The sequence below is a fragment of the Flavobacterium sp. FG139 genome, from assembly GCF_057809695.1.
Map to the genome: position 1 here is coordinate 251023 of NZ_JBMDKL010000002.1, position 12933 is coordinate 263955.

General features: G+C 36.9%; 10 protein-coding genes. All 10 read right to left on the reverse strand.

Annotation, left to right across the window (positions count from 1 at the left end; all coding sequences use genetic code 11):
* Window positions 1-83: 83 nt before the first annotated feature.
* Window positions 84-1022 (reverse strand): NAD(P)H-dependent flavin oxidoreductase, encoded by a 939-nt coding sequence (locus ACODSI_RS02575; protein WP_488915286.1) that lies wholly within the window; start codon window positions 1020-1022, stop codon window positions 84-86.
* A 21-nt stretch (window positions 1023-1043) separates the two neighbouring features.
* Window positions 1044-2654 (reverse strand): S8 family serine peptidase, encoded by a 1611-nt coding sequence (locus ACODSI_RS02580; protein WP_488915287.1) that lies wholly within the window; start codon window positions 2652-2654, stop codon window positions 1044-1046.
* A gap of 26 nt (window positions 2655-2680) precedes the next feature.
* Window positions 2681-3868 (reverse strand): tRNA 2-thiouridine(34) synthase MnmA, encoded by a 1188-nt coding sequence (mnmA, locus tag ACODSI_RS02585; protein WP_488915288.1) that lies wholly within the window; start codon window positions 3866-3868, stop codon window positions 2681-2683.
* Window positions 3869-3969: 101 nt separating this feature from the next.
* The gene (locus ACODSI_RS02590; protein ID WP_488915289.1) at window positions 3970-4683 is read right to left on the reverse strand and encodes a toxin-antitoxin system YwqK family antitoxin; all 714 of its coding nucleotides are present in this window, start codon (window positions 4681-4683) and stop codon (window positions 3970-3972) included.
* A gap of 101 nt (window positions 4684-4784) precedes the next feature.
* A complete protein-coding gene (gene yidC / locus ACODSI_RS02595) occupies window positions 4785-6674 on the reverse strand; it encodes a membrane protein insertase YidC (RefSeq protein WP_488915290.1) in 1890 nt (629 codons plus the stop codon).
* Between the two features lie 72 nt (window positions 6675-6746).
* A complete protein-coding gene (gene pyrG / locus ACODSI_RS02600) occupies window positions 6747-8357 on the reverse strand; it encodes a CTP synthase (protein ID WP_488915291.1) in 1611 nt (536 codons plus the stop codon).
* Between the two features lie 128 nt (window positions 8358-8485).
* On the reverse strand, window positions 8486-8716 hold the full coding sequence (locus ACODSI_RS02605) for a DUF3820 family protein (RefSeq protein WP_274782837.1): 231 nt from the start codon (window positions 8714-8716) through the stop codon (window positions 8486-8488).
* Window positions 8717-8800: 84 nt separating this feature from the next.
* A complete protein-coding gene (locus ACODSI_RS02610) occupies window positions 8801-9205 on the reverse strand; it encodes an OsmC family protein (RefSeq protein ID WP_488915292.1) in 405 nt (134 codons plus the stop codon).
* On the reverse strand, window positions 9205-11121 hold the full coding sequence (locus ACODSI_RS02615; protein ID WP_488915293.1) for an amino acid ABC transporter substrate-binding protein: 1917 nt from the start codon (window positions 11119-11121) through the stop codon (window positions 9205-9207). The genes ACODSI_RS02610 and ACODSI_RS02615 overlap by 1 nt, the downstream gene beginning before the upstream one ends.
* Window positions 11122-11200: 79 nt before the next feature.
* On the reverse strand, window positions 11201-12730 hold the full coding sequence (gene guaA, locus ACODSI_RS02620; protein ID WP_488915294.1) for a glutamine-hydrolyzing GMP synthase: 1530 nt from the start codon (window positions 12728-12730) through the stop codon (window positions 11201-11203).
* Window positions 12731-12933 lie beyond the last annotated feature (203 nt).

Below are 12933 nucleotides of genomic sequence, written 5' to 3' on the forward strand. Positions count from 1 at the left end.
TTGACCCTAAAAAGATGTGAAGTAAATCTTAAGATTCTATCAACTAAAAAGAGACGCTGTAAAATAGCATCTCTGTTAGTGTTTTATAGTTCCATTGCTTCTTTTTTGGCGGTTTCAAATTCGGATAACACGTCTTTAAAAATGGCTTCAACTGGTTTGATGTCATGAATTAATCCCGCAATCTGTCCAATTTCCAGTTCTCCTTCAACCAAATCACCCTCAAACATACCACGTTTGGCTCGGCGTTTTCCTAAAAGGTTTTCCAAATCTTCTTTAGAAGGGCATTGAGTGTACAACTCTTGTACGTCATTGAAGAATTTATTTTTAATCAAACGTACTGGTGCCAATTCTTTCAATGTCAATTGGGTTTCGCCTTCGCCAGTTTCGAGTACCGTTTTCTTAAAATTATCGTGTGCCGAGCTTTCGGTTGAGGCTACAAATCGGCTTCCCATTTGAACTCCATCAGCACCTAAAATCATGGCAGCCAACATGCCACGACCGGTTGCAATTCCGCCAGCAGCAATCAGTGGAATAGCAATATTTTCTCTCACCATCGGAATCAACGTTAATGTAGTCGTTTCTTCTCTACCGTTGTGTCCGCCGGCTTCAAAACCTTCGGCTACAACAGCATCTACACCAGCTTCTTGAGCTTTGAGTGCAAATTTAGAACTGCTCACTACATGCACTACTGTAATCCCTTTTTCTTTTAAAAAAGACGTCCATGTTTTGGGATTTCCAGCAGAAGTAAAAACAATCTTTACCCCTTCTTCTATAATAATGTTGATGATTTTCTCTACATTAGGATACAACATCGGAATGTTTACCCCAAAAGGTTTATCGGTTGCTTTTTTACATTTTTGAATGTGCTCACGCAGTACATCGGGATACATCGACCCTGCTCCTATCAAGCCTAATCCTCCGGCATTGCTCACCGCACTGGCTAATTTGTAACCACTATTCCAAATCATTCCGCCTTGAACGATTGGATATTGAATGTTAAAAAGTTGTGTAATTCTATTCATTTATGCTGCATTAATATCCAATTAATTTTTGATTATTTTACCCGATTGTGATAACGAATTGCTTTCAATTTTGTAATAATACACTCCCGAATTCAGAGCGCTTAATGAAATTGTAGCATGCGATGTGGTTACTTTTTGTTCCAAAACTAGTTGCCCTAACGTGTTGTAGAAAGAAATCGAAGCTTGATCAAATTCGTTGGGAAACGATAGAGAAACCGAATCATAAACCGGATTTGGTGCCACAACAAAATACGCTTTTGTATTTTCATCAACCGATAATAGAGCATTGGTTAACGCCAATTGAAAATCGGGAATTCCATAACCGTATTGAACATCGGGATTAGAAAATCGATCGGCTGATTGTTTCACAAAATCAACTACTTGTTGGTTGGTCATGTTCGGAACGGCTTGCCAAAAACTAGCGATCATTCCTGCCATCACCGGACATGAAAAGGAGGTTCCACTAGCGGTTACTATAATGCCACTTGTATTAGAAAGTGTTGTTCCTTGACCTTTTGCCATAACATCGGGTTTGATTCTTCCATCAAAACTGGGCCCTACAGAACTGAACGCGGCATAATTTTCGGTAGCATCAACGGCTCCAACGGCCAAAACATGAGTAGCTTCAGCTGGAACGCCTACATGTGGCTCAGTCGAACCACCACTGTTTCCAGCACTTGCCACTACAATCATTCCTTTACTAAAAGCAATATTGGCGCCTTGCGAGGCAAAAGCACTATTTCCTGTCATATCAGAATAGGTGTGACTATAGTTGGGATTGTCGTATTCAAAATACCCCAAAGATGTAGAAATAATATCGACACCCAATCGGTCGGCTTCTTCTGCCGCTTGTACCCAAAAACTTTCTTCCACTGGATTTTCACCAGCAACATCTTCGGTAATAAACAGATAATATCCTGCGTCTGGTGCTGTGCCTACCAACTGTCCGTCAACATAACCTACCATACACGACAGCGTCATGGTTCCGTGATTGTGTGTAGAAAAAACATCAGTACTACCTGCTACAAAATTATAACCTCCAAGATACAATCCGTTACTGAACATTCTGTTGAACGGAATTATCGTATTCACACCTGTAAATCCAGAATCTAAAACTGCTATGATTTTACCAGTACCCGTATAATTAGCTTGATGTAATAGATGGCCGTTGAGCATTTGTATTTGATTGGCTGAAGTTCCATAGGCAAATGACGTTTGCACATTCATTTGTTTATTGACCGGATTAAGAACTTTGGGAATAGCCGTTTTTAAATTGAGCGCATTATCCGCAAAATGAATGCGATTGACAAAAGATAAACTAGATAATGCCTGAATATCTGCTACACTACCACGAATGTGTAAACAATTGAGCCATTTGGATTGGGCTTTAACGGTAATTCCAGTAGCGGATGCAATTTGATTGATATACGATTGTTCTATGGGCGCATCGTTGATACTCAAGGTTATTCCCTGAGTAGTACGTCGGTCTAAAGCACGTTGGGATAATTCACTTAATGGATTGTCAAAAAAAGCTTGAGCGTTGGGTTTGTCGTTAAAATAAACCAAAGCATCTTCTTGAGAAAATCCGCAAAAAGAGATTAATACTAATGAGATTACCAGAAACTTTCGCATACCATTCGATTTAGGAATGTGCTAATTTAAGAAATTACTCCCGAACCAACTAATTCGTGTCCCACATTCCACGCTACAAATTGTCCTTCGGTTATAGCCGATTGGGGTTGTTCAAATTGTACATACAAGCCACTTTCAAATTGGTATAAAGTTGCTTTTTGTAATTCTTGGCGGTAGCGAATGCGTGCCATAACTTCCATGGTTTCTCCATTTTGAAGTCTTAAATCCTCACGAATCCAATGCGTTTCTGATGGTTGTACTCGAAGAGTTCTACGAGATAATCCAGGATGGTGATGCCCTTGACCCGTATAAATAGTATTGGTAGCAACATTGGTAGCAATGATAAACAAGGCTTCTTTGGTGCCACCAACGTTCAACCCTTTTCGTTGTCCGATAGTGAAATAATGTGCACCTTGATGCTTACCCACTACTTTACCAGCTTCTGGAGTATACTGTATTGGAGTTGACTCAAAACGAAGTTCGTCTTCTTTCGATTCAAAATTTGGTTGTTCTTGCTGATAAATTGCATTATCGGCAGCCACTTCAAAAATCAAACCTTCTTTGGGTTGTAATTGTTGTTGCAAGAATTCAGGTAAGCGCACTTTACCAATGAAGCACAATCCTTGTGAATCTTTTTTCTCAGCCGTTACCAATTCCATTTTAGTAGCGATTTCGCGCACTTGTGGTTTGGTTAATTCACCTATTGGAAACAAGGATTTGGCCAATTGTTCTTGCGATAATTGGCATAGAAAATACGATTGATCTTTGTTGCCATCTACGCCAGCTAACAATTGATAAACTGGATTTCCATCAACATCAATTTCACCTTTTCTGCAATAATGACCTGTAGCTACAAAATCGGCGCCTAAACTCAATGCAATTTTCATGAAGACGTCAAATTTTATTTCACGATTGCACAATACATCCGGATTTGGCGTACGTCCTTTTTCGTATTCGTTGAACATATAATCAACGATTTTCTCTTTGTATTGTTCGCTTAAATCGACGGTTTGAAACGGTATTCCGAGTTTTTCTGCCACTAAAAGCGCATCGTTGCTGTCTTCTAGCCACGGACATTCGTTAGAAATTGTCACCGAGTCATCGTGCCAATTCTTCATAAAAAGTCCAATTACTTCGTAACCTTGTTCTTTTAAAAGATAAGCCGCAACACTCGAATCAACACCACCAGAAAGTCCTACTACAACACGTTTCATTTCTTATTTATTTTGAACTGCAAATTTACATTAAATAATAAAAAAAAGTATATGCTTTAATTGGTAAAACATATACTTTAGTAACTAATATCTATATTGAACTATCGTTCTTCTTCTCGGGTCATTGGTTTCTTCACAAATTTTCTAACTTTTTGTTTGGACATATTGGTAGATACCATTTTGCCTTTATCATTTAGCATTTCCCAAACGCCTTCTTTTTTTCCTTTAACAAACATTCCTTTGGCCACAATAACATTTTTAGGATTTCTAAAAATAGCCAAACCGTCAAATTCACCATTTTTGTATTGTGTTTCTTCCAATACGATTCCTTTTTCATCATACTTTTTATAGGAACCGTCTTTTTTACCGTCTTTGTAATTGGCTTCTTCAGCAATAGCGCCACTTGGATAATACACTTTTCGGATGCCATTTAACTTACCGTTTACGTAATTTTCGGTAGTCATTATCACTTTAGAATCTTCGTGATAGTACTTCCATTCGCCTTCATAGAGCTTATTCACAAGTTTGCCTTCACTGACTTTATTGCCTTTTTGATTGTACACAATAGAATAACACGAATTGTCTTTAGGATTGAATTCACGAGTAGCTATAACAGTTCCCACAGCCGTATCATCAAAAAACTTGAACGTTCCTATTTCTTTACCATGTTCAAAAGTTCCTTCATATCGTGGTCGTTTTGATTCTTCATAAATACCTTTCCACAAGCCGTGTTTTTTTCCGTTGGCATCCAATTTATTAATGTCTTGGGCAAAAATTGAACTTGAAAATAGTATCAGAACAATTAAATATCTCATTGTATTTTTTTATAAGTATAACTATTAATTACCGTTTTTATTGCTACAAAAATAATTCCCAAAAAGATAAAAGCCATCATTTCTGACAGCTTTTATTGTTTTTATTTTTTATTTTTTTGAGCTTCGGCTTGCTCCATAGCTTCACGAAGTTTTCTCTGGAACTTACCTTCTTTTACAGGCTTGGTTTTATTTTCCTGAATTTGAGCGTGAATTTTGTCACTATCAATAAAGTATTTCTTGATTACTAACATGATTCCGATAGTGATTAAGTTCGACATAAAGTTGTACAAACTCAAACCAGAACCGTAGTTATTGAAGAAAATCAACATCATTAATGGCGAAACATAAATCATGATTTTCATCATTTTGGTCATGTCTGGCATACCTTCTTGTTGTGGTTGTGCCATTTGATTGTCACCAGAAGTCATTTTCATGTAGAAGAAAATTGCAATCGCCGCCAATATAGGGAACAAACTCACGTGGTCACCATACATTGGAATGTTGAACGGCAACTTGAATACTTGGTCAAATGACGATAAGTCATCTGCCCACAAAAACGGTTGTTGTCTCAATTCGAATGCCGATGGGAAGAATCGGAACGACGCCATCAAAAACGGCATTTGAATCAACGCTGGAATACATCCAGCCATTGGGTTTACACCCGCTTTGTTGTACAACTTCATGGTTTCTTGTTGCTTCTTCACTGGATCTTTGAACTTGTCACCTAATTCAGCTATCTCTGGTCGCAACACTTTCATCTTTGCCTGCGACAAGAACGATTTGAACGTAATAGGCGACATCGCAATTTTGATTAAAATGGTAAAAATTATGATTGCCAAACCATACGACATGAATCCGCCTAAAAACCCAAATAAAGGAATGAAAATTAAACGATTAATCCATCCAAAAATTCCCCAACCTAACGGAATGATTTTGTCAAGGTGTTTCCCATCATATTTTCCTAATGTTTTGTAATCTGTTGGACCGTAATACCAATTCATTTTATAATCCAGTTCACCATTTCTGAATGCCAATGGCATGGTAGATTTGAATTGTTTTGTGAAAACAGTATCTTTTTTCACATCGTCTACTAAAGAAGCCGAATGAATTTTAGTCGTTTCAAATGGCGTACTGGTCATCAAAATTGACGAAAAGAAATGCTGCTTGTAAGCAATAAACGTTGTCTTTTTTGGGTTTTCTTCTTTATCTTTTCCTTGGCCTACATAATCTATTTTGCCGTCTTCGTATTCAAAATATACTTCCGCATTTTGGTTTTCGTAAACCACACTTTTTTCATTGCGATAGGTTTTTAAATTCCATTCAAATCCAGCAGGTTTCGACGTATTTAACACCTTATTTAACCCTTGAGAACGTACGTCAAAATCCAACATATAATCGTTAGGTTTCAACACATATTTGTATTCTAAATACTCATTAGCTCCGGCTTTCAATTTCATCGACAACACTTGGTTTTCACCCACTTTGGTTAGTGTTGGCTCAAAAAACAAGTCTTTAGTATTTAGAACGCGATTGTCGTTTGTTTGCAATGCAATATTCAAATCGGCATTGTTGTTTTTAATCAACTCTACCAATTGTCCAGAGCCTTTTTTAAATTTTTCGTATTTCTTTAAAATAGCTTCTGAAATATAACCTCCTTTATTAGCAATAGTTAATTTGACTAAGTCATTTTCAAGTACCGAATAGCCTTCTTTGGCTGTTGGTAAGGTCGCCGAATAAGCAAAACTTCCTAAGGCGCCTTGCAACTTTTGAAGTTTAACCGTATCACTAACTGTAGAATCTACCGTTACTGAAGCTACTTCTTTTGTTTTTAATTCTGTAGCCTTTTTAGCTTTATCAATTTTTTCTTGTTTCGCTTTTAACTGCTTTTCTTTTTCGGCCTCTTTTTGACTGTTAATTGTCATCCAAACGAAAATCAAAACAATCAATGTTATTCCGATAATTGAATTCTTGTCAAATTTCTTATGTTCCATTACTATTTATAATTTATACATCAGTCGTATTTAAGACTGTTTTGTTTCTTAGTTTCAGATTATTCTGAAAACTTACTTTTTATTTTTTACCATTGCGGCCACAAAGCTAACAAAAATTGGCTGTGGATTGGCAACTGTACTTTTATATTCTGGATGGTATTGTACTCCGATAAAAAATGGGTGATTTTTTATTTCTACAATTTCAACCAAACCCGTATCAGGATTGATTCCTGAACTGATTAATCCGGCTTGTTCTAAAGCTGCTGAATACGTATTATTGTATTCATATCGATGACGATGGCGCTCTGAAATTTGTGATTTACCATAAATTTGCTGTGCCAACGAACCTTCTTTTAAATCACATTTCCACGAACCCAAACGCATGGTTCCGCCTTTATCGGTAATGGTTTTCTGATCTTCCATTAAATCGATGACAGGATTGGTCGTATTCGGATTCATTTCGGTTGAATTAGCATCTGCTAATCCCAAAATAGTTCTTGAATATTCAATCACCGCCATTTGCATCCCTAAACAAATTCCGAAAAACGGAATGTTATGTTCACGAGCATAACGAACTGTTTCTATTTTTCCCTCTATGCCGCGTTCGCCAAATCCAGGAGCAACTAGTATGCCATCTAAATTCTTCAATTGCTTTTCTGCCGTTTTGGCATCAATGGATTCTGAGTGAATACTGATTACATTCACTTTAGTTTCATTGGCGGCACCGGCATGAATAAACGCTTCCAGTATTGATTTATACGAATCTTGCAATTCAACATATTTTCCTACCAAACCGATATTTACCGTATGTTTTGGATTTTTTAGTCTATGAAGAAAATCATTCCATTGTGATAAATCGGGTGACGCTTTTTCGGGTAATGCCAACTTTTTCAAAGCTACTACATCCAAGCCCTCTTCCAACATTAAATTCGGAACCTCATAAATGGTTTTAGCATCAATAGATTGAATTACCGCTTCGCGCTTGACATTACAAAATAAAGCTAACTTCTGACGCAATTCATCTGACAATTCATGTTCGGTTCGACAGACTAGAATATCGGCTTTGATTCCGCTTTCCATCAAGGTTTTCACCGAGTGTTGTGTAGGTTTTGTTTTCAATTCGCCAGCCGCAGCCAAATAAGGAACCAACGTTAAATGAATTACAATTCCGTTGTTATCTCCTAATTCCCATACCAATTGACGCACCGATTCGATGTAAGGAAGTGACTCAATGTCTCCAACTGTTCCACCAATTTCAGTAATAACAATATCAAAATCACCCGATTTCCCGAGCAATTGCATGCGTTCTTTAATTTCGTTAGTGATATGAGGAACCACTTGAACCGTTTTTCCTAGAAATTCGCCACGACGTTCTTTTTCAATAACCGAAAGATAGACTCTTCCAGTAGTCACGTTATTAGCTTGTGAAGTGGGTACGTTTAAAAAACGCTCGTAATGACCTAGATCCAAATCGGTTTCTGCTCCATCGTCAGTGACAAAACATTCTCCGTGTTCATACGGATTTAACGTTCCGGGATCAACATTAATGTAAGGATCAAATTTCTGAATAGTAGTTCGGTAACCTCGAGCTTGTAATAATTTTGCTAAAGATGCTGCTATAATCCCTTTTCCTAAGGAAGAAGTCACACCGCCAGTAACAAAAATGTATTTCGTTTGATTCATTGTAATGGTTTGTTGTTGTGTTGTTGTTTGTTGTTCTGTTTTCTTGTAAAAAACGATGCAAAAGTACAATTATTAATTGATAACTGACAATGGATAATTGACAATTATGAGAAATAATTAATGGAAAATTATGGTTTTGGATATTGCCTTTTGATGTTGCGAATAAGTTCTTCCAACCCATTTAATTTGAGTTCATACACCAATTTGAGTTGTTCGCCAAGCTGCCCATTAGGCAAGCGATTGTTATGAATCCAAACCAAATAATACTCGGGTAAATCAATAAGGTATTTGCCTTCGTATTTCCCGAAAGGCATTTTGGTGTGAGCTAGTTTGATAAGTGATTTCTGTTGATCATCCATTTTTTAAAGAGAATAGAAAAAAGAGAAAAGATAATAGACTCTTTCCGGTATCTATGTTCTTTATTCTATTTTCTTTATTCTGATCTATTTCCAATTAAAAACAATTTCTTTTTTTATATCTGGATGCAAACTATAATGCACCGGACAAGTCATACCCGTTCGTTCTAAAATGATTTTGGTTTTATCATCGGCAACCAAATTCATGTGAAAAGTAATGTGAATTTCGGAAATTCGTCTAGGCTCGGCAGCCATCACTTTGGTAACTTCGGCTGTAGAACCTGAAAAATCAACACCCAAATCGCGTGCTTTGATTCCCATAACAGTTAACATGCAAGTCGCGAGAGAATTGGCCACCATATCGGTTGGCGAAAAGGCTTCACCTTTGCCGTTATTATCAATTGGTGCGTCGGAAATTATTTCGCTACCCGATTGCAAATGAATGGATGACGTTCGTAATTCTCCTAAATAAGTTACTTTGGAAGTTGCCATTATTCTGCTTGTTTTATAGTTAAATCTTCGTCGTAATACAAAATGTAAATACCGTTATTGGCATATCCGCCAGACAGTTTTTTAGCATAATCAAATTTACTTTCTACTTGCTCTGAAGCCTCATTATCTAACGATTCAGATAATGATTTTTCTTGAGACAAACGCAACAAGGTATCAAAAGTCACATCAAACCCACGAACGGCATATTGATTCGGGAAAATTCTGTTTTTCTTTTTGTAAGCCATTTCAAATTGTTGTGCTTCTGCCGTATCGTTATCTTTTGTTGCCGATGGATAAAGCATTTTCAATTTGGTTAACCGTTTCAAATCGATTTCTTCAAAGTCGAGCGTTTCGTTATTTTCCAAAATTACCAATTGCACTTGATAGTCTTTCATAGCCGCTTGCATTGCATTGGTAACTGTAAAAATGGTTCCTGTCTTTTCAGATTCCAATACGACATAATTTAGCTTGTCTTTTACAAAATATTTTTTAATACTGTCGGCCACAAATCCACCTTTATCAGAAACACCTACAATTTTTACATCTTTTTGAAAATCCTGAATGTATTGTTTTACCGCTAATTTCTTAGGGTCAATCACGCCAATAATGTTGCCGTTTTTAGCATGCATATAATCAAACATCGCTTTTCTTATGTCTTCATTTTGTGGCATCGATTGGTATAAATTCTTGTAGGACCTACCATCATCTTTAGATAATGGAGAAATCACAGGAATGTTTTTATCTTCTAAAGCAGCTGCTACTCGTTCAACATTTACTTGATAAAAAGGTCCGATAACCGCATCGGTATTGGTAAAATTTTCGTTAGAAATTACCGATAAAGCTGTAGTTGCATTTTTAGTTTCTTCCGAATCAAAGATCTTAATATCAACATTCATTCCTAATGCTTTGGCCGAATCAATCGCCATTAAAGCACCTGAATAAAAATCGAGTGTCAGGTTTAAAAATTTGTCTTTTTTCAACCTTTCTGAAACCGAAGTAAGCGAGTCGCTTTGAATTTTCGAAGCATTGAATGGTAAAAACAACACCAATTGTTTTTTCTTTTGAGCCGAAATGGTTTTTGTCAAATCTTTTAGACTATTCTTAGTTTCTTTAGCAAACGATAAGTTGGCTGGGACTTTTAATACCATTCCTTCTTTAACGCCTTCTTTTAAACTCGGATTCAAACCTATTAAAGATGCTTCTGATAAATTAAAAAGATGTGTTAAACTGTATAAGGTTTCACCCGATTTTACAGTATATTCTAATAAATCGATTGGTTTAGCATGTGATTTTACTTCTTCTACAGCAGTAGTATTTGAGTTAGATTTGCTAATTTTCAATTGAAATCCCAAAGGAAGACCTTCTTTAATTTCAGGATTTTGTTTGTCTAAATCTTCAATTGAAACTCCATATTTTTTGGCAATACTGTACTTGGTGTCGCCAGCAACCACTTCGTGAGTAATAACAGAAGCATTAGTAACTTTAGGCTTGTTAGCTACCACTGGTGCTGTTGGTTTTGGTGCATTTGCATTGAGTCGTACTTTAAAACCTAAAGGCAAACTGACTTTTATTTCTGGATTCCATTTCTCTAAATCTTCTACAGATATACCGTATTTTTTAGAGATGCTGTATTTGGTGTCACCAGCAACCACTTCGTGAAGTTTCTCTTTTGTCGCAGCAACATTACTTGGTTTTGGCGCTACAGCAACCATTTTAGGAATCAATAAAACGGAATTGGGTTGAATGCCATTTTTAGAATCTGGATTTAACTTATATATATCATACGGAGTTACCTTGTATTTCTGTGCAATCGACTGAATAGTTTCACCTTTCACAACCGTATGCTTGGTATAACTCTGTGCAAAAACAGAAGTTGTAAAAACGAATACAATAAGATAAATAACTCTTTTAAACATATCTTTTTAAATTAAATTTTAACTTCAAAAATCAATTTCAAAAACCGATCTTTTTAAATTTTGACATTGCTATTGATAACTATTCCCACTCAATAGTTGCTGGTGGCTTGGAACTGATGTCATATACTACTCGATTAACACCTTTCACTTTATTGATAATCTCGTTAGAAATTTTCATTAAAAACTCATACGGTAAATGTACCCAATCGGCAGTCATTCCGTCGGTAGATTCAACCGCTCGAAGTGCCACTACTTTTTCGTACGTACGTTCATCACCCATCACACCTACACTATTTACGGGTAGCAAAATCGCTCCAGCTTGCCATACTTTATCGTACAATCCGTGTTCTTTTAATCCGTTAATGAAAATGGCATCAACTTCTTGCAAGATACGCACTTTTTCTGGTGTTATATCACCTAATATTCGAATCGACAATCCCGGACCAGGAAACGGATGGCGCCCTAATAATTCGGGATCAATTCCTAAAGTAGCGCCTACTCTTCGCACTTCATCTTTAAACAACATGCGAAGTGGTTCTACAATTTTCAATTTCATAAAATCGGGTAAACCGCCCACATTGTGATGCGATTTGATGGTTGCACTTGGTCCTTTTACCGAAACCGATTCGATTACATCGGGATAAATGGTTCCTTGAGCCAACCAAGTCACATCTTCAATAATTTTAGACTCATCATCAAAAACTTCTATAAAAACCCTTCCGATAATTTTACGTTTGGTTTCTGGATCATCAACACCAGCCAGCTCCGACAAAAAACGTGCCGAAGCATCGACGCCTTTTACGTTCAAGCCCATGTCTTTATATTGGTGGAGCACGTTTTCAAATTCATTTTTACGCAATAATCCGTTGTTTACAAAGATGCAGTATAAGTTTTTACCAATAGCTTTGTGTAATAAAACTGCCGCTACGGTAGAATCAACACCACCAGAAAGTCCGAGTACCACTTTGTCATCACCTACTTTTTCTTGCAACTCTTTCACGCAATCGTCTACAAAAGCATTCGGAGTAAAGTTTTGTGGCACTTCAGCAATTTTAACTAAAAAGTTCTCTAACATTTGCTTTCCGTCCGTAGAATGATACACTTCGGGATGGAACTGTATGGCATACGTAATTTCGCCTTCAATTTTGTAAGCGGCATTTTCAACGTCATTGGTACTTGCCAGTTTGACACCGTTAGTAGGCAAATGTTTGATGGTATCACTATGACTCATCCACACTTGTGAATTGAGGTTGACATTTTCAAAGAAAACTTCGTCTTCTTTAATGTAGGACAAATTCGCTCTTCCGTATTCTCTGATGTTGGAAGCAGCTACCTCACCGCCCGAAAAATGAGCCAAATATTGCGCACCGTAACATACAGCAAGCAATGGCAATTTGCCTCTAATTTCCGATAAATCGATTTGCAAAGCATCTTCAGCGCGCACCGAGTAAGGGCTTCCGCCAAGAATCACCGCTTTGTAAGACGATAAATCAGTGGGATAATGATTGTAAGGAAAAATTTCGCAGAATATGTTTAATTCGCGAACGCGGCGAGCAATTAGTTGTGTGTATTGCGAGCCGAAATCTAAAATAAGTACGTTGTGTTGCATGTGCAAAAGTACTATTCTTGAGGGAAAATAAAAAAGAGAATTCGTAAATTATTTTATTTTTTTTGAAGCGAATGGCTTGGGCTTTCTACCAACCTTATTCCCGCTTTTCGCACCGCACGGCGGATTGCTGCAATCGGGGCTATTTAGATTTTGTCTTACATTAAATTCATTCAAAAAAAACAACAATTATATATTCGTCTAAA